Genomic DNA, 23,776 nt, shown 5'->3' with positions numbered 1-23,776 from the left:
GAGGAATATCAAGTGGAAGCTGAGTATCAAAAGGCATTACAAAGAAACCCTCATCTGGGAGCATACATTCAGGACTTTGTGAAAAGAACAGGCAATAACCCTGAGTTTGTGACAAGTCTCTCAAAGGACATACAGGACAATGAATACATAAACCTGATACTCCCGGTGGGAGATCCTGTCTTTATCCACCTCTACGGAACCCCTGAAATGGGCGAGAGCGGATACTACACAATAGAACCTCCACTTAATGATCTGGAGAAGGAAAAATATGATGCTATCATGGACATCATTCTTGAAAGATCTGCAAACGAACCTGTTCCTAAGAATGATGAAAAGCTGAAGGAACTGATCGCAAAGCTCCTGAACGAAGCAGTGGAGATGGGAGCTGGCGGGACAATTTCCAAAAATGAAAAGATCAGTATAATCGAGAAGCTTATTCCAAAACAGAAGAAGGTACCTCTTACCCAGCATGAATTCAATAACCTGCAGTATCACATAGAGAGGAACATTATCGGTTCGGGGCCAATTGAACCAATTATCAGGGACCCGTACCTTGAGGATATTCACAGTATCGGCGTAGCCGGAGTATTCATCGTTCATAAGATACTTGGTATGATGAAGACAGACCTCACATTCGGAAATGAGGAAGGCCTTGATCACTGGCTCAGGAGCATGAGCGAGAGGATCGGCAGGCCTGTTAGCGATGCCAGGCCGATAGCTGACGGTGCCCTTCCTGACGGATCACGTATCAACATCATCTACAGCCTTGACGTAAGCAAGCGTGGAAGCAGTTTCACAATGCGTAAGTTCAGTGAGGTGCCCGTAAGTATCATCGAGCTCATCACGTGGGGAGCCATCAGTTGTGAAATGGCAGCCTACATGTGGATGTGCCTTGAGAACGGGATGAGCGTATTCTTCAGCGGTGAGACCGCCAGTGGTAAGACCACCATGCTGAACGCATGTCTTGCTTTTGTCAACCCTAAATCAAAGATATTCACAGCAGAGGATACTGCCGAGGTTCAGCCACCGCAACCGGTATGGCAGCAGCTGATCACCCGTGAGGACGGACCGCCTGACTCAAGGGTCGATACCTTCGCACTCCTGAAAGCAGCATTGAGATCAAGGCCGAACTACATCATCGTTGGTGAAATACGTGGTGCAGAGGGAGCTGTGGCTTTCCAGGGTATGCAGACAGGCCATCCTGTCATGGCAACTTTCCACGCATCTGCCGTCACTAAGATGATACAGCGTCTTACCGGTGACCCGATCAACGTGCCGGTCACTTTCATCGATAACCTCAATGTCGCAATGATATTGCAGGCAGTATACAGGAAAGGAAAGTTCCTCAGGCGTTGTCTTGCTATCGAAGAGATCGAAGGGTACTACGAAGATGCAGGCGGTGTTGTCACAAGAGCTGTCTTCCAGTGGGACCCGGATACAGATACCCATAATTTCAGGGGCCTTAACAACAGTTTCATTCTTGAGAACAAAATCGCCACCAAGCTTGGATATGAGGACAAGAGGCAGATATACAGTGACCTTATGCTCAGGGCAAGGATACTGGAAGAAATGAAAGAAAGAGGCATCAAAGACTACTACGATGTCCTTGAGATAATCACCAATTTCTACAAGTATGGTGTTGAAGGACTGCCTTTCATAGTATGAGGAGAGATAAATGAACTTTCGAAAGGCATTCAATGCCCTGGAAATGGAACCAAAAGCCTACGCCAAAAAGGTAGCTTTGCCAGTGGTAGCCTTCGGATTCATCTTCTCGATCCTTATCTACACATTATTGCCGGGCCTCTTCACCGGAAGCACGCAGATCATACCTGCACTGATCCCGGTAATATGTATAGGCTTTGCATTCTACTACCCCTTCACCGCACTCGGGAGCAAGGCCGCACAGATCGATAACAATATGCACTACTACATCACACAGATGGGGGCGATATCCACAGCAGAGACACCAAGGCTGGATATAATAAAAATCGTTTCCAAAAATGAGAGCTACAAGTTCCTGGCAAGGGAAAGTGAAAAGATATACAACCTTGTCACGGTCTGGAACATGAGCCTCTCCGATGCTTGCCGTTTCGCATCAAAGAGGACACCCTCTGTCCTTTACGAGGACTTCCTGGACAGGTTCGCACACGGACTCGAGTCCGGAGAGGACATCAAGGAATTCCTTGCAGCTGAACAGAACGTCGTGATGAACGAATACGAAGCGATGTACAATGGTGCCCTCTATATGATAGAGGTGATCAAGGAGCTCTTCGTCTCCCTGATAATGGCACTGATCTTCCTTGCATCCTTTGCGGTCATAATGCCTGTGATCACCGGAATGGATGCGGTCATACTGATGGCCGTAGTAGTTGTGGTTTTCGTGGTAACGGACCTGGTGATGATCACTTTCACGAAGTCAAAGGTCCCAAAGGATCCCATCTGGCAGCAGACGAAAATAACCACAAAGGCCAAGACAAAATTGTACCAGTCAATCCCTATCTCAATTGCAGGTTGTCTTATCGTTGCAATAGCCATCATGATATACGGAAAACTTGAACTTCCGATCGCTGTTGCAGCAGTGATGACACCACTGCTCTACGTTGGCCATGTTGCAAAGAACATCGAAAAGGATATCAAACGAAAAGACGAGAACTACCCCTCATTCATACGCTCCCTTGGAAGTTCCGCAGGTGCAAGAGGGGGACTTATCGACGAAGCGCTCAAGTCATTGAGAATACATGACTTCGGGCCGCTCACAAAGGATGTGAACTCACTTTTCAAGCGAATAAACACCCGTGTGGACAAAACCAAGTCATGGGAATTCTTTTCGGCTAACACGGGAAGTAATCTCATACATCGATTCAGTGCCATGTTCGTTGAAGCCACCAATCTCGGAGGAAAACCTGAGGTCATAGGCGACATAATAGCCACGAACTTCCACCGGATCGTTAACCTGAGGAAGAAGAGATACCAGTCGGCTTCCAGCCTGGTGGGAGTATTATATGGACTTACGGCAGGTATAGGATTCACTCTTTACATCTCCCTCGGTGTTGTTGACCTGATGCAGGACATGTTCTCCACCCTTGCAATGCCTGAAGGAATGGGCATGGGCATGATCCTGAATACGAATATAGGGAACATGGAACTCCTATCAGCCATGGTGTTGTTCATCATGCTGGCACACTCCTTAATGTCAGCCCTTCTGATAAGGTTCGTTGACGGTGGACACTTGCTCTGTTCCATGAAGGATTTTGTCATAATGACATGGATCTCAGGGATCAGCGCAGTGGTAACAACTTCTGGGGTGGCCTCACTTCTTGGAACCACATGATCCGGGAAAGTTCAACATCTGCAATGAACAAATGTAAGAAAAACGCTCTAAATTTTAGCTTACTATAGATGGAACCGAAGGTTCATACTTTCAAAAAAGAAAAACATCAGTTAATCAAAGATCCGTGGCTAGGGCAGTTAAAGAAATAGCCATCAACCGGCAAACCAAAAAATGGATAGCCTGCTCAGAATAAGAAAAAGTAAGGGAAAAAGATACATCACCCATTCAGGATGCTGCGTACCTGATCCGCGATCGCCCTGCCTACCTCGATTGTACTGGCGTTCCCGCCAAGGTCAGGAGTAGTGATATTTTCGAGTATGCACCTGCCCACAGCCTCTTCCACAATATCTGCTTCCTTCTGGTAACCCATCCATTCCAGCATCATCTTCATGCTAAGGATAGCTGCAATCGGGTTCGCAATGCCCTTGCCTGCGATATCAGGACCACTTCCATGTACAGGCTCGAAGAATGCATACTTTTCACCGATGTTCGCACTTGGAGCAAGACCAAGGCTACCAACAAGTGCTGCTGACATGTCGCTCAGGATGTCACCAAAGAGATTGGTGGTTACCACAACGTCATACCTTTCAGGATATTTCATGAGGCTATATGCCATGGCATCGACCAGCATGTCCCTGTATTCAACATTCTCAGACTCTGCAACCTCATGACAGGTGTTCAGGAACATGTTGTCGGATTTCAGTACATTGGATTTGTGAACGATAGTAAGATAGTTCCGGCGCTCTTTGGCCAGCCTGCAGGCAGTCCTGGCAATACGTTCGGAACCTTTCCTCGAGACCACTCTCTTGGTATATGACACATCCTCATGGAATTCCTCAATGGATGAATACATGCCCTCGGTGTTCTCCCTCACTATCACGAAATCGAAATCGCTTCTTCCTGTCACGCCTGTGACACCCGGAAGCGGTTTGATGGGACGTATGTTCGCATACATGTCAAGCTCCTTGCGTATGGTAAGGAGCACGCTCTTGTAATTTGGATCAGGTGGTGTGGTGATCGCTCCGAAAAGAACGCAATCACAGCTTTTCAGCACGTCAAGGTCATTGTCATCGATGGCAACCCCGCATTTCTCCCACTTGCCATATCCAAGCTCAAGCGGGACCTTCTCGATTGGAAGACCAAATACATCAAGGACCTCAACAGCTGCAGGGATGACCTCCCTGCCGATACCGTCGCCTTCGACAACTGCAACTCTCATTTTTTCAGACATAACTCACTTCCTCTTTTCCGCAAGATCCAGTGCCAGGTCTCTGATAGCTTCCGCAACGAAGAACTCGGATGCTCCCCAGTGGACCACGACACCTTCTATACCATTGATGGTGACACGGCCAGACTTCTCGGAGCGGCAGCACCTGGTAATAAAAGGCTTTGTAGGTTCGAAGATATCGGACTTGAAAGGACATATGTTCACCAGTGAATACTCAACATCCGGAAAACGTGTCTCAAAAAGCTTTTTCGAGATCTCACATCCCACAAGCAAAGTGCCGTCCTCTGTTATCGTATCGCAATCCAGGAACTTACCCTTGAGACCGGAACACGAACAGGGGAAGACCGTATTTGGTCCTTCGAACTGTGAGAGATCGATAACGTTCTCAGTAAAACGAACTCCGAAATCGCCGAAGATGCCGCTCGCCTCAAGCCTTCTCACCACATGGGACAGCCATGAGGGTTCCGGGGGCACTACATCAACGATCTCAATCCCGATTATTTCGGACAATGAAGGTTCGTGCACGAACGTCACGTGATTATCCACACCTGTGAAGATGACAGTGTTGACACCGTCCTTGCAGAGGGAGACTGCTGTCTCGATAAGAAGTGCACGGTCCTTTATGTTCAGTTTCCGGTCGTACTTTATGACCTGTTCCTTTGATGCAACAAGATCAAGCTTTTCCACCTCGCGAAGAATACCATCGCCCTTCTTTGTAACATGATAGATGGAATATTCGACATCATTTTTTCCAATATGATCCTCAACGATCATGTATTCGGAAAGGAAATAGACGATGTTCTCCTCTGCATCATCCGGATGGATATCGGTCAAGCCGACATACTTGTACTCATCTGGAAATATCATGGTATACTTTATTTGTTCTGTTCTTGTAATTTCTTGCGGTGTTCCACAAGACCGCCGTCCGTGAGGATCTCAAGCAGGAAATCCGGAAGTTTGTTGCCCTTGAAATCTTTCCCGTTGACCTTCACATTTCCTTCAAGGAGGTCTACCTCAACAATGTCACCTTCGTTGCAATCGATATCGGATTCCATTAAAGGAAGTCCCACATTGATGGCATTACGGAAAAAGATGCGACCGAACGATTTCGCAACAACACAGGCAACACCTGCATACTTCAGGGCAAGAGCGGCCTGCTCCCTTGAGGAACCACAACCGAAGTTGTTACCCCCGACCACAATATCTCCCTTCTCGACCTTTTTAGAGAAATCGGGATCAATCCCTTCCATTGCATGATCGGCAAATACCTGCATATCGGTGGTCCTGAGATATTTTCCGGGAATGATAACATCCGTGTCAATATCATCGCCAAAAATCCATGCTTTTCCTTTGATCTTACTTTCCAATATTGTCACCTGTGATGTAGCTTTTACTCGATAATATTTGTAAGTAGCGGAAAATAAAAAATGAGTGATAGGGATAAAGACACTATCACAGGCCTGGAATCGTCTTCAGGTATTCCCTTATACCAGGACCGAAATCCTCACTGCAAAGTGCAAAATCAATTACTGCCTGGACATACCCCAGCTTGTCACCGGTGTCATAACGTTTACCTGCGAACTTGTAGGCATAGACCTTCTGCATATTGTTCAGCATACGAATGCCATCCGTAAGCTGTATCTCACCGCCAACACCCTCTCCGGCATCCCTGATGCAATCGAATATCTCCGGCGTGAAAACGTACCTGCCTATGGCACCGATGTTCGATGGAGCATCCTCAATGGAAGGCTTTTCCACGATATCCTCAAGGATGCACAGCGACTCTTCCACAGGCCTTCCCTTTATGATACCATAGCTGCTGACCTTATCCTGCGGGACCTCCTCAACTGCAATGGTGGAGCACCGGTATTTCTGGAAGACCTCAATGAGCTGACGTATACAGGGAGTGTGATTGACAATGATATCATCACCGAGAAGGACCGCAAACGGATCCCCACTGATGTGTTTTTCAGCGGTCATGATGGCATCCCCGAGACCCCGGGGTTCCTTCTGCCTGATGTAATGGATGTCCACCATGGAGGAGATGTCCTCCACCATCTTCAGAAGCCTGTCCTTATGATGTTCCTTAAGGTGCATCTCCAGCTCAGGAGAGTCATCGAAATAGTCCTCAATGGAACGCTTGCTCCTACCAGTTACAAAAATAATGTCATCGATACCCGAAGCAATAGCCTCCTCCACAACATAGTGAATGACCGGCTTATCGATTATAGGAAGCATTTCTTTAGGCATGGACTTGGTCACCGGCAGGAACCGGGTCCCAAGACCTGCAGCAGGAATTACAGCTTTTTTGATCTCCATTTAAACATCCCTTATAACGATCATAACATTGATCTTATCGATCCTTACACATAATTTCGCCTTTAAGCAATAAGAGGGAAACCCCACCAGAGTATTGGAAAATACATCGATGAGGAAATGCACAAAAAATGTGCATCAGACCTCTATCACATTTCCATCCAGTACGTCCCTTTCACTGACATCCACTTCTTCCACAACATTACCGTAAATGATCTTGTAGGGTCCCACAGGCATAGTATCGAACTGTGTCTCACCCTCGATAGGACCAAGTGTGGAGTATGGTACTGTGAAGGAGTATGTTCCATCTGAAACTGTTGACTGGGAATATACGAAGGTCCTGCCAATGTTGGTCAGTACGGTCACTGAAATGGTAACATCCTCACCTTCGGGAGCCTCACCAACGATCTGTGCACCCTCAACATACTCGAAGATCTTCACATACCCGGTATTTTCCAGAGCTAGATTGCCCTGGAAGAGAGCATTGTACACATTCTTGTACCCGGTCTCAGCAGAATTCCCAACAGGGGATTCGTGCACCATACGGTACTGCTTCAGTCCCCTTGCATCAAATATATGGAGCCTTGATTCCATGGAATTGTAATACCTTGGACCCGGAACGGTCTGCATTCCCTGATCGGTCTGAACAGGTATGTAGTAGTCAGCTGTATCAAGTGTCCATGCGGCCATGGCATAGAACTTTCCGGTTGCCATCTCTACATCGGAGACTATGTAACGTGCACCTGCCTTTTCAGGATCAGGGTGTACTGCTTCAAGAACTGCAGTGGCTTCCTCTTCGGACTGTGCTGTGAAGAATGTAGCTGCACCTGGTTTATTCTCTTCCTCAATGCTGTTCCTGCGTCCTCCGACTCCCTGCTGGAACGGATTGGCATTAGGTATGCGATGCCCGATCACCTCTATCCAGTGACCGTAGTCCCACCAGGACATCACACCGTATGCAGTATCAGGGTACTGGTAGCTCTCACCTTCTGCCGGTACTTCATAGCTCTCATAGTAATCCAGTCCCGGGTCAGGGGTATTAGAGTTCAGCCAGGTAGTTGCCTCGATCCAGTAGCCATTGGGTCCGCCTGTGTACTGGGACTGCTGCATTGAAGCGCTATAGGATGGATACATGAATACAAGCAGGATTACCAGAACTGAGAGGATATGCCAGATCTTGATGTTTTTAATGTCGAACTTGTCCTTTAATTTGATGTCCTCGAGAAGGTCCGTCCATCCTGCAAGCTCAAGGATCTTGATGCCGACGAAAGCAGAGAGTATTGCAGCATTCACTGAATAGTAGTACGCGAAACGGTTCTGCTGGAGCATTGCCCAGATGATCATGAAGGTCCAGACCAATAGGAAGGTCCTTTCAGGGGTGTTGTTCTTCTTGAATGCCTCGTAACCGAGGTATATTATTGCTATGAGCGAGATGTAGCCCAGGGTTGTGAAGTTGCCCCAGAAGGGAGCGAGGGAGAACTGGCCGCCTGAGGAGAGGAGAGGGGATGCTTCTGCTATAGTAAGTGCACCACCGGAGGTCAGGAAGAAACTGGATACCCGGATTATCAGAGAATAAACAGAAGGCAAGAGTAATTTTGCCATCAAAATTCCCATAATAGACAGCAATAGGATCGATCCGGGATAGTAATACTTGTTCAGATCCCGTTTTTTAAATGTGAGAGAGAGACCGGTAAGTATGGGGAACGCAAAAATTCCAGCAAGTAATCCTTTGATAGGAAGTGATTTTCCGTAACCACCAAGTTGAGGCGTAATTAAAACTGCCACGAGAGCAATAGCGAAGACCACAATACCAGCAACTGCAAGATGATCAGTTGACCTATTATTCATGTGATCAAGGATATGCTGGATAGCAATGTAGACACCTATAATGAATGCAAAGAACACACCGCCGGTCCATGCGGTCATGTATGCGCTCAACCCAAGTCCAGTAAGAACAAAATACGGCAGGGTTCTTTTGAATGATGTCAGATCCCTGTTTTTTATGTCCTCGAAACTGAACACATTTTTCCGGGAAGTTTTTAATGCCATAATCAGGAACATCGCCGTGATGGTACTCAACAGGGTTTCCGAGATATGGTGATCATTGAACCCCATCATCGACCTGGAAAGGAACTGGCCGGGAGCTATGGCGATAAGAATTGCTGCCAGCAGGCCGATCTTGCGGTCATCAAAGACCCATTTGGCAGTGAAATAGGTAGGAATTACTAAAAGTGCTCCCAGAAATGCGGGGTAGTATACACATACAGTATTGATCAGGTCCTGACTGGGTGATCCGAAACCAAGTATCCAGATGATCGTTGCAAGCGTCATATCAAATAAAGGTGCAAATATCTGCTCTGTACCATAGGGATAATTTGTATATGCGTCAAACCAAAGCATTTGCGGGAAATTATGGAGAATGTTCTCCACATTCCTGAGATGATACCAGGGGTCATTTCCTCCAAAGCGTACAAAATCAGCAGATATAAATACGCTTGCATCGGGTATGGTTCGTATATACAGTGCTATTAAAAATGCAAGAAATATTCCTGCAAAGTAGAGCAGACTGTTCCTCAGTTTCTTATTCGTCTCATCGGCCATATGTTACACCTGATATGATAATCATGCATTCATTATTTTCATTTAGGCTTGCAGTTTAGTTATGTTAAGATATAAGTATTATGTAAAATTGCTTAAACAGATTGTAGTAAAACAATTCAGGATGAGTGTCAAACATCGAAAATACATATCAACTTTTAATTGCCCAGGATCGCATCTTCATAAACTTCCACGATCTTGTCCCAGGTCCTGACAGGCGGTTCGTACTTTTCAGTATTGCCGAATTGTCTGAGGATCTGTTCCCTGATATCATCAACACTCTCCGGCCTCACAAAAAAAGTACCTTTGTAATCAGCCATGGATTCCTTAAGGCCCCCTACCTCTGAAACGACCACAGGTTTCCCAAAAGACATTCCTATATGAGCGATACCGCTCTGAGATGCCCGCAGGTATGGCAGAACAAGTACATCTGCTGCACTGAAGTAGGTTGGAATCATGTCATCAGGGACGTATTCATCGACCAGGGTTATCTTATCCGAATAAGGAGATCGCTCTATCTGTTCAAGGAGTTCTTTACGATTCTCCCATACCTCACCCACAATAAGCAACCTGCTTTTTTGAGCAATTTCCTGTGGCAATCCTTCAAAGGCCTCTATAAGATATGGTATACCTTTGTATTTTCTGATCAGACCAAATGATAGGATGACAAATTCTTCATCTATAGAAAGACTTGCTTTTGCAGCCCTACTTTCCAAAGGTTCCCCGTACTGGTCATAGAGCCCGTGAGGAATCACATGAATCTTTTCCATATCGATGTCATACCTTTCAGCAACCAGTTGCTGATCTGACTTTGAATGGGTAATATATGCATCCAGGTCCTTACGAAGACTCTTCCCCATAAATTTCGAGTATAATCGGATCGGAAGAATAGCTTCTTCAAAGGGATCCACAACTTCGTGGAACTCAATAACCACCTTTGTATCCCTGTCCAGACTGGAAAACAGTTTCAACAAAAGGTGCATGTGGGCCACTGAAGATGTCCACCACTGCAATATCACAACATCCGGATCATGTCTTTTAAAAAAACGATATGCTTTGAACCAGGTAAACGGGTTATTGTAGTCCATCCCGTCAAAGACCTCAACATCGGATTTAAAATCCAGAGCGGATATATCCTTGCCAACGTGTCCCTTACCCGGAAACAGGAATGTGGGCAGCAGTTGCCTGAAGCAGATTACAGAGACATCATAACGTTCTGACATCGAATTTGCCAATCTGATCGTATAATAGCTGATACCACTGATAAAACGTTTTGAAGGCCCCACAATACATATCTTCTTCCCAGATTGCATCTAACCTAAAAGTGCAGCATCTTTATATTAAACTAATGCATGAATATGCTAAAGAGGTAAAACATTGAAGATAGCACAGATATGTCCCCGTTATGATCCCGACATCGGAGGAGTGGAAACTCATGTAAAAGAGATCAGTGAAAGGCTGGTCCAAAAGGGACATGCTGTCGATGTAATTACAACCGATCCCACTGGCAAACTGCCAGAAGAAGAGATAATAAATGGCGTAAAAGTCATCAGGTTCAGATCATTTGCACCGGGAAATGCCTATTTCCTTGCCCCGCAGATCTACTCCTATCTAAAAAAACAAAAATATGATGTAGTCCACGCACATAGCTATCACGCATTCCCTGCCTTTTTTGCAGCACTGGCCAGACCCGGCAACAAGTTTGTGTTCACCCCACATTACCACCGCAGCGGCCACACCTTTTTCAGGAACTTATTGCACAAACCATATAGGTTACTTGGCAAGATTATCTTTTCCAGAGCTGATACAATAATCTGTGTCTCCGAATTTGAAAAAGGACTTGTAACTGAGGATTTTAATGTCAGTGGAAAGATAGAAAAGATCCCAAACGGAATAAATCTTGCAGAATTTGAGAACCTGAAATCACAAAGAGATGAAAGGGGGGGAAAAACACTCCTCTATGTAGGCCGTCTGGAAGAATACAAGGGTGTGCAGTATATTATTCAGGCCTTGCCAGAACTTCCTGAATTCAGGATCCGGATAGTTGGAAAAGGTCCCTATGAAGAAGAACTTCACAAGCTTGCCGATCAAATCGGTGTTTCTGACCGCATCGAATGGTTAAAAGGAATCTCAAGGGAGGAACTTCTACAATGCTATGCTTCAGCGGATGTTTTTTTGATGCTGTCAAAGCATGAAGCATACGGGATAACTGTGGCAGAAGCACTGGCTTCAGGGACGCCTTGTATTGTGGCGAGGGGGAGTGCGCTGGATGAGTTTGTTGATGGGGTTACGTGTATAGGGATTGAAGGTTCTGATATTGCAGACAAATTGGTAGAGTCAATATGCGTCCTGAAAAACAATAAATTTGAGATTTTGGAAAACCAAGATGAATTGATGAATTGGGAAGTTGTAACATATAAAATAATTACATTGTATGAAAAATGATATTATTTGAGATTACCATATTACTATTTAATTAAACTTAAATTGTTTTAGTTGAGTTAACCAATTATAAATGATAATGAAATCCTTTGATCTATAAGGCGATAAATGATGGAAATTGATTACATAGATGGTCTAAAGACTGATGAGATATATGGAATGTCCAAATATCAAAGAGGTATACTTAGCAATTTAGAAAATGTGACATTGAATAGAATTGAATATCCGAATATTAATAAAATAGCTAATATTTTCATCCGTTATTTCGCTTATCCATATATCGTCAAAAAAGAAGTGAAAAAAGACAATGTAAAGCACATTACAAGTCAAGACTTAGGATACCTTTTGAAATTTGTGAAACTAAATAAGACCGTTGTTACCTGCCATGACTTAATACCTGTAGTATACGATAAAACTCATCTGCCAAATTGGAAATATAATGTTGAAGGGTTAAAGAAAGCAGATCGAATAATTACTATTTCTGAATTTTCAAAAAATGATATTATAAAGTATTTGAACTATCCAGAAAACAAAATTCGAATTGCATCACCCGCAGTAGACCATACTAATTACTACAAAAAAAGAGATAAAAGCATCTTATCTGAATTAGATATCGATGAAAATGAGAAGGTTGTACTATATGTTGGATCAGAACAGCCAAGAAAGAATGTTCCGACTTTGATAAAGGCTTTCAGTAAATTGAAAAAACGATTTCCAAATGTGAAATTGCTTAAAATTGGTAAACCTCAGCATCCCGGTGCAAGAAAAGAACTTTTAGAACTGATAGATTCACTAAATTTACGGAATGATATAATCTTTTGTGGATATATTTCTGAAAAAGAATTAGTAAAATACTACAATGCTGCAGATTTGTTTGTATTCCCATCATTATATGAAGGATTTGGCCTGCCACCATTGGAAGCTATGGCTTGTGGTACACCCGTCATAACATCAAATAGGTCCTCATTACCTGAAGTAGTAGGTGATGCTGGAATTATGATCGATCCTCTTGACATTGATCAAATGGCAGATATGATGTATGAAGTTTTGACAAATGATGGATTGAAAGAAGATCTTGCCAAAAAGGGCCTGGAAAGATCAAATATTTTCAACTGGAAAAATGCGGCTGACGTCACATTATCAGTCTATGAAGAACTAAATTAAGGAGAATCAGGGATTAGCATCTTTTTTGATAACCATAATTTCCCTTGATTATATCATAGATAATATAAAAAAGTGTTTTAGAAGACTTTTTTCTTTTAAGTAAAGATTTGAAAATAGATCCAATCATTTTAAAAAAGAAATAAGGGTAGAAAAAGATTTTCTCTTCAAACGTACTATTCTTTTTTACTAATAAAAATAGATTTCGCATTCCATAATAATATGAAATGCATGATGTCTTAACAGATGCTGATACTTTATGCCAAATTTTAGAATTGGGGACACATATAACTTTATATCCTTTCTTTTTAGCCCTCAAGCATAAATCAACATCTTCTTGATATAAAAAGAAGTTTGGATCTAAAATTCCAACATTATCAATTGCTGTTTTTTTGATTAATAAGCTACAACCTGAAATATAATCAAGTTCAATCTCTTTATTGAATTGGCCAACATCTAATTGATTTAAATATGGATACTTCATATTACCACTGTGCAAATTAATTGAGCCGCCTATATATGTTATTTTATTAGGTTCATCATACATGTAGACTTTTGGCCCTACAATTGCAATTTTAGAATCTGATTCTGAAACTTTAACTAATTCTTCCAAAAACCCAGGGTCAACTACAGTATCATTATTCAATAAAAGTATATAATCAGTGCCTTTTTCTAATGCATACCTTATAGCTACATTATTTCCTTCAGCAAAACCCAAATTCTCTCCATTCTCAATAATCTCAACTTCTGGATATGTTCCTTTAAAATATTCAACAGACCCATCAGTTGATCCATTATCCGCCAGCAATATCTCATAATAGGGGTAGGTTATATGCTTTAAGGATTCAAGACACTCAACCGTATCTTCTTTTCCGTTCCAGTTGAGGATAATAATACTGACTTTTGGATGCATTCTTGACACTTGAAATATTTATACGTGACCATATTATAGATATTGTCTTCTCTAAAACTGCAATGCCAAAAGAATAACGATTATAATGAAATCTTAACAATTCCTTAATTATAATAGATAATCCTTTTAATTTCTGCTTAGTGATATCTACACATCTAATTAGATATATTGCCTTTTTTCGAGATTTTTTTGCATATTCCTTATATATAGATATGAGGTGCTTAAGGAATCTAGCAATAAATTGTCTTATAATAATATAAAAATATAGCACTGTAGAAATCCTCAGCCAAATTAAAATTGCTATTCAATTCTAAAAATATATGAAGTAAAAATATGCCGATTAGACACAAATAGGCTCTTCCACAAACAACTGATATCATAATTTCAGTTTGATCTCCAGAACAATAATCTTTTTAAAATTCTACGGAGCAGATAACCTAAAAACAACCTTGTTGATTGTAGGACACCGATATTAGAATAAAGAGATCTAATCACATTCTCCATGAAGTAATTAGCAGTTTTTTTATCACCAACTCTCATATAATATAGCATTAAAGATATCTGTGTTGTCAAATTCATATACATTTTTTCTGCTGAAGATTTTTTTGAGAAAATTCCCCCTTCATGCACTCTGTAAGCACTAGGTTTAATTTCGCTGATAAATTTCCCTTTACCATAAGCACTAAGTAATGACCAAATAGTCAAATCACCTAATTTTGCAATTCGAAATTCAGGTGGTGATTCTTTTATTAAATTTCTAAAGCAAGTTGTCAACGTGTTAATCGCAGGAGCACGCTTGAGCTGTTCTTCACTCAAATCTTTCAAAGCTCCACCAACATACGTATCTATGATTCCATTTTCGTCAAATGCTTCAACAGCTGTATATGTAATAACATAATCCGGGTTTTCTTCTAAAAATGCTACCTGTATCTGCAATTTCTTTGGGTCTGTCCAATAATCATCCCCTTCACAGATAGCAATATACTTCCCTTTAGCCCTTGGATAGTTAAATGTAAGGTTAATTTTAACTCCTTGAGAATACTGATTTTTCTTCTGAAAAATTGGTTTTATGATATTTGGATACTTTTCTGAATACTCGCGTACAATGCTGGCGGTGTTATCGGTTGATGCATCGTCATGGATGAGAATCTCAAAAGGGAAGTCAGTTTCTTGCATCAGAAAACTTTCAATAGCTTCTCTTATGTATTTCTCATGGTTGTAAGTTATACAACATATACTAACTAAAGGCTCTTGATTTTCAGACATCATCTTAACTCTTTTTTAGATACTGTTCTTTTATTAGCTGTAACATTAACAACTGTGCCGGCATTTTCAATAAATGATTCGTTAACACATAGAATAAAGTTCCCAACAATCCAATCACCAAAAGATAAGCAAAGTCTCCAAGTGGTAACAGCAAGCCAATAAAATACATAACCCCACCCATTGTAATAGATATCACAAGTGTAGGGATGAAGTCTTTTAGCTGTTCTGGTATAGAATAATCAATCATTTCTACTGAATAATAGCTGTTGGGAATATAAGCCAATACTGAACCAACTATTTGTCCCACTAGAATCCCAAAAATACCAAATTGTACACTTACTAATAGGATTAGTACAACCATTAGTTTTTTAACAACTTCTAGGTACAAGAAAAGATCAGATCTGCCTTTGACCTTAAGAATGTTCAAATTGATCGCGTGTAGGGGATATAATAAGCCAGCTATGCACAAAAGCTGTAAATAAGGTACTGCAGGTAACCAGTCTTCTTTTAACATGAAACTAAATAAAGGTTCAGCCAGCACTACAAGAGCTATCATGCAGGGGAAAACAATATACGTAACAACCTGAATGATTTTTTGATAAAAGTCCTTAAGAGCTTTAGTATCATCCTGCATTGTTGATAATGCTGGGTATGTAACCCTTTGTACTGCCTCTGTCAATTGTGCTACAACGAGCTGCTGAATTCTCTGGGCAAAGAAATAATATCCTACCAGTGTTGGTAAAAAGAGTTTTCCAATAACGATGACATAAATATTCTGAAAAACTGTATCAATTAGCCCCGATACAAAAAGTTTTGAACCAAACCCAAACATTTCATTAAGTGATTCTACACTGAAATCTTTACTTGGCCTCCATTTATTAACAATCCAGTAAAGTGCTGTAGCAGCAAAAGCTGATATCAGCATTTGAGCTACCAGACTCCAGACCCCAAATCCCATTGCAGCCATTGATATTGCTACAACAGCAGAAAAAATCACTGAAGGCATAGTAACTTTTAACTGAATTTTAAAGTTCAACTTCCGAGTAAGATCTGCTACCTGAACCAATTGGAAAGAGTTAATAATCACTACCAAACCCACTACACGAACTAAAACCAACAATCTGGAGTCATCATAAAAATTAGCAATGAGTGGTGCAGAGGCGAAAAGAAGCAAGTAAGCCAAAAGACCCAACACTAAATTAGAATAGAATGCTGTGGAATAGTCAATTTCATCAATCTCTTTTTTACGAATGAGGGCTTGGCTAAAACCCGAATCCATCAATGAGTTACCAATGGCAAAGAAGACCGCAATCATGGCCATAAGACCAAAGTCTTCCGGAAGCAGAAACCAAGCTAATATTATAGTAGTGATAGTCTGAATCCCAACCCGAAAGATTTGCTCAAGAAAAGTCCAGATGGTTCCGACAATCGTTTTATGGCGGAGGGTATTAGCAGAATTCATGGTTTCTCAAATGCTTTAGACTATTCAAACAATTATTCTTTTTAGAAAGAACAATGTTTTGCGAGAGTATATTCTATTATCGTATGGAAATTTATTTTTTCCTTATTCACAATGTTCTGCATAACCAAATCCACTTTTACCGAAACCATTTCCATTATATAGCATAACGTTTCTGTTCCCAATCCTCAAAACATAAGGATATGCAATTGCATCAGAATCCCAGCCTTCTTTCGAGACATCGATACCTACTTTCTCGTCCAATCGTACCCAATTGATTCCGTCACTTGATTCAGCATAACCTGCCCTGTAATTGTGCATCTTGTCAGATCTGAAATTTCTAATGTCACGTCTACTATAGAACATTTTGTAAGCGTCACCATCTTTAATTACACACGGTCTTGCCGTAGCTTCAAATTCATCCTTAGGTGGAATACAACATATGTTATCTCTGTGCCAATCTATACCATTATAAGAATAAGCATACTTAATGTGATACCAAATTTCAGGTTTTCCATTTATTATTTTCCATTCAGTACCCGAAGTGTACCACATTTTCCATAAATCCCCTTCTTTTATTACGTCAACAGCACCTGTATAATATGGTTCTTCTTTATTTCTGTCTAAAATAGGCCCATCATATAACCTCTCAAAAGTAAAACCATTATCTTTACTAATCGCTACACCTATTGAATTGCGGGTATGTACAGTCGTACTTGGGTTCCAACCTATATAGTACATATAAATTTCATTTCCATTTCTAATCACAGAAGATACATTTGCTCCGCTGTCATCAAATGCCCCAATTTTTCCTAAATCCAGAACAGGTTCATCGTGCATATATTTTATTTTTGATAGATTATTAATATCGACATCAATAAAAGTAGTTCTAGTCTTATTATGCTCATCCCTCACTCCGAAGTATATACGTAATGTTTCATCGTCAACAATTAATGGAGTGGGTTTATGGCAATGAGAATTATCAAAACCATTTTTCCCTTCACAGCTGTAAATCAATCCTTTTTTAACCCATCTCATATTATTTTGCCTCTTCAGTTATGACTTTTGATTTCAGAAGAAACATTGGCCTATTTAAAAACTCACCCAGTTTATCGTTTCTTTCAATGTTGTTAGAATTCATTTTACAATATTCTATTTTTCCTTGGACATTTTCTGGGATAGCAATATCTACTATATCCCATTCATCACGAATGCCGTCACTAATAAACTGAATCATTTCTTTTTTTGTACCATTATCAAAAATAGGTTTACTTATATCTCCCTTCCAGTTGAATCCTATTTGAAAACACATGTGATTGACATAATAAGCCATGTTGTTAAGGCTTTCAATCATTTCTTTCTTGGCATTGGATAAACCAATATTACTATCACCAAAATCATCTCCAAGGTGATGTAATACGTTTAAGCAAAAACAGACATCGTATTGCTTTTGATCTACAATATTATTTTTAAAATCAAAATACTGTTTTTTAACTTTTATCTGGTCTGTAACTCCCAATGATGCTGCTGCAAGAGCTACAAAATCAGCATGATTTTCATTACCTTCATAGTAATCAACACATTTTGCTCCATTTTCAATCGCAGAAAAAGTAAAGTATCCGGTATTTCCACCAATATCTAAAACCGAACAATTTGTTAGCGAAAGAGACTTTAATATGAATCCGAATCTTTCTTCCTCATACCTTCTTGTAACTTCAAGGTTTGGATGACCCATTCGTGATAAAAGTGATGCTGGTAGTTGCTGATAAGAAGAATGTTTGCTTTTTGCTTTATAAAGTTCTAAAAGCTCTTTTGAAAACTCATTAATCATTGGAAAACTCCTTTAGTATCTTTTGTGCAAATCTGCAGTATCATCGTGGTTATACACATCATACTTTTCCAAATAAAATTCAACGTTGTCTATATTCATTATATTTGGATATATTCTTCTATCATTTTGTTGAGCACCGTAATACCAAGCATAATAATTAGTTATATCTCGATTGCAAGAACCATGAGTGTTAAGCCCAAACCATTCTTGCAAATATGAATCCATTATTTTGTTACAATGTTCAACTGCTAACTGGAACGGTCCCCAAAAACGCGGGTTAATTTCAATAAAATATAGCCTATTGTCACGTTTTATGAACTCAGCCATCATAATTCCGTAGTAACCAGAAGAATGAAGTGCATCAAAAAATAGACTTTCATCTAGTCCTGGATTATCACAAGTGCGTGCTAATACTATTGATTTACCATTTTTTTGCTGAAGGAGATTTTCTTGCCAATAGCAACAATAGTTGCCATCTCTTGAGAGACTGCCACACAAATAATAGCTTTGCCCATCAATAAACTCTTGAGCAAAGTAATGTTTGGAATCGACATCAGATAATATGTCGTCGAGATGGAATTTATTTTGACATAATATGGGATACAAAACATTACCATCAACAATGTTTTTACGAGGTTTTATAACACATGGTATATCTGCAACTGAAATCGGCATTTCTTTAGGCAACATCAAATTACATACAGTTTTAACTACATCCTGACTACTTCTTTTGTTTGTAACTTTGGCATAAATTTCCTCAGGAGGCATTCCAAGCTCGATATTTAATTTTAGAAGTTTATCGCGATTTTCAAAAACAAAATGATTTAAGTATTCTGATGTTGGACAGTACACGATGGGACCTTCATAATATGATGCAACTTCTTCAAAGATCTGAGTACTGAGACTAGAATCCAAGCGTTCAAAAACTACATTTTTTTTATATTCTGAAAAGTATATTGGATCATCCTTGCCAGAAGAAACAATCAATATAGTTGTCCCAATTTTACTAAAATATCTGCAAAGCGCTATTACTGCACGCTGGTTATAGCCTGAAAATAATAAGGCTGCTTTATTCATGATAAATCTCTCATTGTTAAGATAACTTCATTTTGATGATTAACTGACAATTCAGGATATAAAGGCAGACACAGAACCCTATTTGCAATATCTCTTGATATTCTTTGAGGTTCTTTGGGCTGTAGATATACAAGAGTATCTAAGGAGGGGGAAAAATAGCGCCTTGGATTTATTCCAGCAGAATTCATAGCTGCTCTGACCTTCAGAAGCTTTTCCTCGCTTTCGAATAACACAGGGAAATAACTGTAATTGTTAGTACATTCCAAATTACGTTTTTGTAATTGCACATAATCTTTAAGACTATTTTCATAATGTTTGCAGATTTCAGATCTTTGTTCTAATATTGTATCAATTTCATCAAGAATACAAAGACCCATTGCAGCCTGGAACTCATTCATTTTAGCATTTATTCCCAATTCTATAACTGCATCGGGCCCACTAATACCAAAATTAATCATCAACTTGGCTTTTTCATAATCCTCTTTATTTTTGAAGATGATTGCTCCACCTTCTATAGTATGAAAAAGCTTGGTAGCATGGAAACTAAGCGTTGTTGCATCACCATAAGACAGCAGACTTTCACCTTTATATTTGACTCCAAAAGCATGTGCACCATCATAGATGGTTTTCAAATTGTGTCTTTTTGCAATAGATTCAATCTCTTCTACCTCACAAGCATTCCCAAATACATGCACTGGAACTATTGCTGTAGTTTCTGGTAAGATTGCATTCTCGATTTTTGATGGATCGATACAAAATGTTTCAGGATCTATGTCTACAAAAACAGGATCAATTCCTTCCCATACAAGAGAACTGGTCGTGGCTACGAAACTAAAAGGTGTGGTTATTACTTGCCCGGTAATTCCAAGAGTTTTATATGCAACCTGCAAAGCAGAAGTTCCATTGGATACTAAAAGTAGGTTTTGAACACCTAAATACTCTTCAAGCCTGGAGGTCAGTTCCTGAACAAATTGCCCGTTGTTAGTAACCCACGCAGTGCTATATATTTTGTCTATATAATTGTTGAGTTTATTGCGATCAGGCAAGTATGTTTTAGTCACGTTGATAATTTCAGAACCCCCTTTTAGACCATTTTTAGTTTTTACTTTTTCTGTGTCCACTAACAATAACACTCGCCCTCAGCAAGCTCTCAAAAGTCCCCGCATCACTCCAGAATCCATCAAGCAACTTATACTTCATAGCACCGTTGTTGATGTAGTAATTATTAACATCCGTAATCTCAAGTTCTCCCCTACCTGATGGTTCAAGAGTTTTGATAACTTCAAAGACATTGTTGTCATAGATGTACATTCCAGTAACTGCATAATTGCTCTTTGGAACTTCAGGTTTTTCCTCGATGCCTACCACCTGATCACCATCAAGTTCTGCCACACCAAACCTGTTGGCATCATGCACCTCTTTCAGGAAGATTCTTGCCCCCCCTTTGAAGTTTTCAATGTCTTCTTTTATGCTGTCCTGGAATATGTTGTCTCCGAGTATTACGGTCACATCATCGTCATCGGCAAAATCCTCGACAAGGCCAAGGGCCTGTGCGATTCCACCGGCTTCTTCCTGTATCTCATATGTAAGGTGGACTCCAAAATCTGAGCCTGATCCCAAAAGCTCGAGGAAGTGGCCTGCATGACCTCTACCTGAAACGATCATAATGTCCTCAATTCCTGCATCGACCAAAGTCTGCAGCGGGTAATAGATCATTGGCTTATCGTAGACTGGCAAAAGGTGTTTGTTCGTCACTTTTGTAAGAGGGTAGAGCCTGCTTCCCGTACCTCCTGCAAGTATTACTCCTTTCATGTTTTCCTCTCCTTCAGGTAATCATTTAATGCTTCTTTCCAGTGCCTCATCGGACTGGTTTTTGTGTTTTTAAGGACTGAATATTCAGGACGTTTTGCTCTTCTTGGAAATTCACCACTTGTGCATGGGACAACATTGTCTATGATCTCGGATGCAAACTCATACCAGGAACATACTCCTTCATTGGTTATATGGTATATTCCGGGCCCGATACCAATAATTTCTTTTGTTTTACGGGCTAGGTCCACTGTATATGTTGGTTTTCCGAACTGGTCATTAACAACTTTTACTGTATCCATCTCTTCCGATAATCTCAACATATTTTCAACGAAGTTATTGCCATTGGGACCAAACAGCCAGGATATCCTGATGATTAGGTAATCATTCAGATTTTCGATTATCTTTCTTTCACCCATGAACTTTGACTTCCCATACACATTGATGGGATCAGGTTCGTCTTCTTCCGAATACTCACCCTTAGAGCCGTCAAACACATAATCTGTACTGAAATGGACCATTTTGGCCCCTATGTTAGAGCATGCTTCTGCAATATAGCCTGGCCCATATCCATTGACAGCAAAGGCAAGGTCTTCATTGTCCTCACAGCCATCAACATCAGTATATGCAGCAGCGTTTATCACAACATCGGGACCTATCTTCTCGATCTTTTGTATGACTTCATCTCGCTTTGTAATATCAAGTTCCTTGCGTGTCAATTGTACAGCATTCGGAAACACCTTACAGAGATCTGTGCCGAGCATACCCCCGGCTCCAATGATCACTGTTTTAATGCTTCCCACCACCATCTGTTCTCTTTATACCAGCTAATTGTATGCTCCAGGGCGGTATCAAAATCATATTTTGGGTTCCACCCCATTTCCCGGAGTTTACTGCAGTCAAGAGAATACCTGAAATCATGCCCTTTTCGATCATCCACATATTCGATCATGGATTCATCATATCCAAAAGCTTCCAGAAGCCTGTGAGTGATCTCAAGATTGGTCAGCTCATTCCCGCCACCAATATTGTATATCTCCCCGGAATTTCCATTATGAAGAATAAAATCCACAGCTGAACAGTGGTCCTCCACATAGATCCAGTCCCTCACATTTAATCCGGTTCCGTAAACAGGGACCTTTTTCCCTTCCATAAGCCTGCTGATGAAAAAAGGTATTAGTTTCTCGGGGTACTGGTACGGACCGAAATTGTTCGTACACCTTGTTATTGTAACAGGAAGGTCATGTGTGATGTAGTACGACATAGCAAGCAAGTCAGATCCGGCTTTACTTGAAGAATACGGACTTGAGGGGTTCAACATGTCCTCTTCGACAAAGGAACCTTCCTTAGTGCTACCATACACTTCATCGGTTGAAATATGAATAAATCTCTGGACATCATTTGCAAGCGCGCTCTGAAGAAGGTTATTGGTACCAAGAACATTCGTAGATACAAATACTGAGCCATCTTCGATCGAACGGTCCACATGGCTTTCAGCTGCAAAATGGACAACATAGTCAACCGTTTTCATCACTTCATTTACAATGACCGGATCACAGATATCTCCTTTAACAAAAGAGTAATTTAGATTATCCACAACATCTTTAAGGTTCTCCAGATTACCTGCATATGTCAGTTTGTCGAGGTTTATGATTTCATAATCCGGATATTTTTCCAGCATATAATGAATGAAATTGCTGCCAATGAATCCACAGCCACCTGTTACCAATAATTTCACTTGTATCACCTTAAGACATATTTTATGGATCTGTTCCTTATTTGGAATTGAGGTCAAAAGTTCATTTCAGCATTTTTCATTTCCGGGAGAACATTGTCTTTCACAGAGACCTTTATATCGCAATCTTTTACTTTCCAGTCAATCCTCAATGAAGGGTCATTGTATAAGATTCCTGCTTCCAATTCCGGATGATAGTATTCATCACATTTGTACGTGAAAACCGCGGATTCGCTCAAAACAGAAAATCCATGTGCAAACCCTTTCGGGATCAAAAACTGCCTTTTATTTTCAGCAGAAAGTTCAACTCCGAACCACTTTCCGAAAGTTGGAGAGTCTTTTCTAAGATCAACAGCAACGTCATAAACTTTCCCATGTAGGACACGAACCAGTTTTGTCTGACTGTAAGGAGCTAATTGATAATGGAGACCACGAATAACCCCATAGGAAGATTTCGATTGATTGTCCTGAACAAAATTGAATTCCTTCCCGGTCAATTCATCAATTGTCTTTTTATTGTAGCTTTCAAAGAAATAGCCCCGGTCATCCTCAAATACTTCTGGCTCAAGTATGAAAAGGTCACTTATTCCGGTCTCTATCAACTTCATGA

The 23,776-nt window shown here is 40.7% G+C and carries 21 protein-coding genes; 4 read left to right on the top strand and 17 right to left on the bottom strand.

Features of this window, described 5'->3' with window-relative positions; genetic code table 11:
- Positions 1–12 precede the first annotated feature (12 nt).
- Entirely contained in the window at positions 13–1,665 is a 1,653-nt protein-coding gene (locus ACR3I3_RS03560; RefSeq protein ID WP_440953198.1) for a type II/IV secretion system ATPase subunit, read from the top strand.
- 10 nt (positions 1,666–1,675) lie between these two features.
- Positions 1,676–3,331 carry an archaellar assembly protein FlaJ gene (gene flaJ / locus ACR3I3_RS03555; protein WP_440953197.1) on the top strand — a complete coding sequence of 552 codons (1,656 nt, stop codon included), beginning with the start codon at positions 1,676–1,678 and terminating at the stop codon, positions 3,329–3,331.
- A gap of 217 nt (positions 3,332–3,548) precedes the next feature.
- On the opposite strand, the gene ACR3I3_RS03550 is transcribed toward flaJ, so the two are convergent.
- The 6 genes from ACR3I3_RS03550 to ACR3I3_RS03525 all read right to left on the bottom strand — a co-directional run bounded on the left by ACR3I3_RS03550 (position 3,549) and on the right by ACR3I3_RS03525 (position 10,786).
- A complete protein-coding gene (locus ACR3I3_RS03550; RefSeq protein ID WP_440953739.1) occupies positions 3,549–4,550 on the bottom strand; it encodes an isocitrate/isopropylmalate family dehydrogenase in 1,002 nt (333 codons plus the stop codon).
- A gap of 15 nt (positions 4,551–4,565) precedes the next feature.
- Positions 4,566–5,426: a DUF7714 family protein gene (locus ACR3I3_RS03545; protein WP_440953196.1), complete on the bottom strand. Its 861-nt coding sequence runs from the start codon at positions 5,424–5,426 to the stop codon at positions 4,566–4,568.
- A gap of 8 nt (positions 5,427–5,434) precedes the next feature.
- Entirely contained in the window at positions 5,435–5,929 is a 495-nt protein-coding gene (locus tag ACR3I3_RS03540) for a LeuD/DmdB family oxidoreductase small subunit (RefSeq protein WP_440953738.1), read from the bottom strand.
- Between the two features lie 82 nt (positions 5,930–6,011).
- A complete protein-coding gene (gene galU / locus ACR3I3_RS03535) occupies positions 6,012–6,878 on the bottom strand; it encodes a UTP--glucose-1-phosphate uridylyltransferase GalU (protein ID WP_440953195.1) in 867 nt (288 codons plus the stop codon).
- A gap of 135 nt (positions 6,879–7,013) precedes the next feature.
- Positions 7,014–9,476 carry an oligosaccharyl transferase, archaeosortase A system-associated gene (locus ACR3I3_RS03530; RefSeq protein WP_440953194.1) on the bottom strand — a complete coding sequence of 821 codons (2,463 nt, stop codon included), beginning with the start codon at positions 9,474–9,476 and terminating at the stop codon, positions 7,014–7,016.
- Positions 9,477–9,631: 155 nt separating this feature from the next.
- Entirely contained in the window at positions 9,632–10,786 is a 1,155-nt protein-coding gene (locus tag ACR3I3_RS03525; RefSeq protein ID WP_440953193.1) for a glycosyltransferase, read from the bottom strand.
- A gap of 64 nt (positions 10,787–10,850) precedes the next feature.
- Between ACR3I3_RS03525 and ACR3I3_RS03520 the strand changes: the two genes are divergently transcribed.
- Positions 10,851–11,918 carry a glycosyltransferase family 4 protein gene (locus ACR3I3_RS03520; RefSeq protein WP_440953192.1) on the top strand — a complete coding sequence of 356 codons (1,068 nt, stop codon included), beginning with the start codon at positions 10,851–10,853 and terminating at the stop codon, positions 11,916–11,918.
- 105 nt (positions 11,919–12,023) lie between these two features.
- Positions 12,024–13,079, top strand: a complete 1,056-nt coding sequence (locus tag ACR3I3_RS03515) for a glycosyltransferase family 4 protein (protein ID WP_440953191.1) — start codon at positions 12,024–12,026, stop codon at positions 13,077–13,079.
- Positions 13,080–13,092: 13 nt separating this feature from the next.
- Here the strand turns inward: ACR3I3_RS03515 and ACR3I3_RS03510 are convergent, their stop codons facing one another.
- The 11 genes from ACR3I3_RS03510 to rfbC form a co-directional block, all read right to left on the bottom strand.
- Positions 13,093–13,989 carry a glycosyltransferase family 2 protein gene (locus ACR3I3_RS03510; protein WP_440953190.1) on the bottom strand — a complete coding sequence of 299 codons (897 nt, stop codon included), beginning with the start codon at positions 13,987–13,989 and terminating at the stop codon, positions 13,093–13,095.
- Between the two features lie 384 nt (positions 13,990–14,373).
- Positions 14,374–15,258, bottom strand: coding sequence for a glycosyltransferase family 2 protein (locus tag ACR3I3_RS03505; protein WP_440953189.1), 885 nt, complete (start codon positions 15,256–15,258; stop codon positions 14,374–14,376).
- Position 15,259: 1 nt separating this feature from the next.
- Entirely contained in the window at positions 15,260–16,717 is a 1,458-nt protein-coding gene (locus tag ACR3I3_RS03500; protein ID WP_440953188.1) for a lipopolysaccharide biosynthesis protein, read from the bottom strand.
- Positions 16,718–16,819: 102 nt separating this feature from the next.
- On the bottom strand, positions 16,820–17,752 hold the full coding sequence (locus ACR3I3_RS03495) for a hypothetical protein (RefSeq protein ID WP_440953187.1): 933 nt from the start codon (positions 17,750–17,752) through the stop codon (positions 16,820–16,822).
- A 1-nt stretch (position 17,753) separates the two neighbouring features.
- Entirely contained in the window at positions 17,754–18,545 is a 792-nt protein-coding gene (locus ACR3I3_RS03490) for a class I SAM-dependent methyltransferase (RefSeq protein WP_440953186.1), read from the bottom strand.
- A 12-nt stretch (positions 18,546–18,557) separates the two neighbouring features.
- The gene (locus ACR3I3_RS03485; protein WP_440953185.1) at positions 18,558–19,622 is read right to left on the bottom strand and encodes a hypothetical protein; all 1,065 of its coding nucleotides are present in this window, start codon (positions 19,620–19,622) and stop codon (positions 18,558–18,560) included.
- Positions 19,619–20,743 (bottom strand): DegT/DnrJ/EryC1/StrS family aminotransferase, encoded by a 1,125-nt coding sequence (locus ACR3I3_RS03480; RefSeq protein ID WP_440953184.1) that lies wholly within the window; start codon positions 20,741–20,743, stop codon positions 19,619–19,621. Before ACR3I3_RS03480 ends, ACR3I3_RS03485 begins: the two co-directional genes overlap by 4 nt.
- A complete protein-coding gene (locus ACR3I3_RS03475; protein ID WP_440953183.1) occupies positions 20,718–21,434 on the bottom strand; it encodes a sugar phosphate nucleotidyltransferase in 717 nt (238 codons plus the stop codon). The genes ACR3I3_RS03480 and ACR3I3_RS03475 overlap by 26 nt, the downstream gene beginning before the upstream one ends.
- A complete protein-coding gene (gene rfbD, locus ACR3I3_RS03470) occupies positions 21,431–22,240 on the bottom strand; it encodes a dTDP-4-dehydrorhamnose reductase (protein WP_440953182.1) in 810 nt (269 codons plus the stop codon). Before rfbD ends, ACR3I3_RS03475 begins: the two co-directional genes overlap by 4 nt.
- Positions 22,213–23,169, bottom strand: a complete 957-nt coding sequence (gene rfbB / locus ACR3I3_RS03465; RefSeq protein WP_440953181.1) for a dTDP-glucose 4,6-dehydratase — start codon at positions 23,167–23,169, stop codon at positions 22,213–22,215. Before rfbB ends, rfbD begins: the two co-directional genes overlap by 28 nt.
- A 53-nt stretch (positions 23,170–23,222) precedes the next feature.
- Positions 23,223–23,774, bottom strand: a complete 552-nt coding sequence (gene rfbC / locus ACR3I3_RS03460) for a dTDP-4-dehydrorhamnose 3,5-epimerase (RefSeq protein WP_440953180.1) — start codon at positions 23,772–23,774, stop codon at positions 23,223–23,225.
- Between the last annotated feature and the right edge of the window lie 2 nt (positions 23,775–23,776).

Origin of the sequence: Methanococcoides mangrovi (assembly GCF_052057775.1) — an archaeon.
Lineage (GTDB): Archaea > Halobacteriota > Methanosarcinia > Methanosarcinales > Methanosarcinaceae > Methanococcoides.
This window is presented reverse-complemented; position numbering and strand designations above follow the sequence as displayed.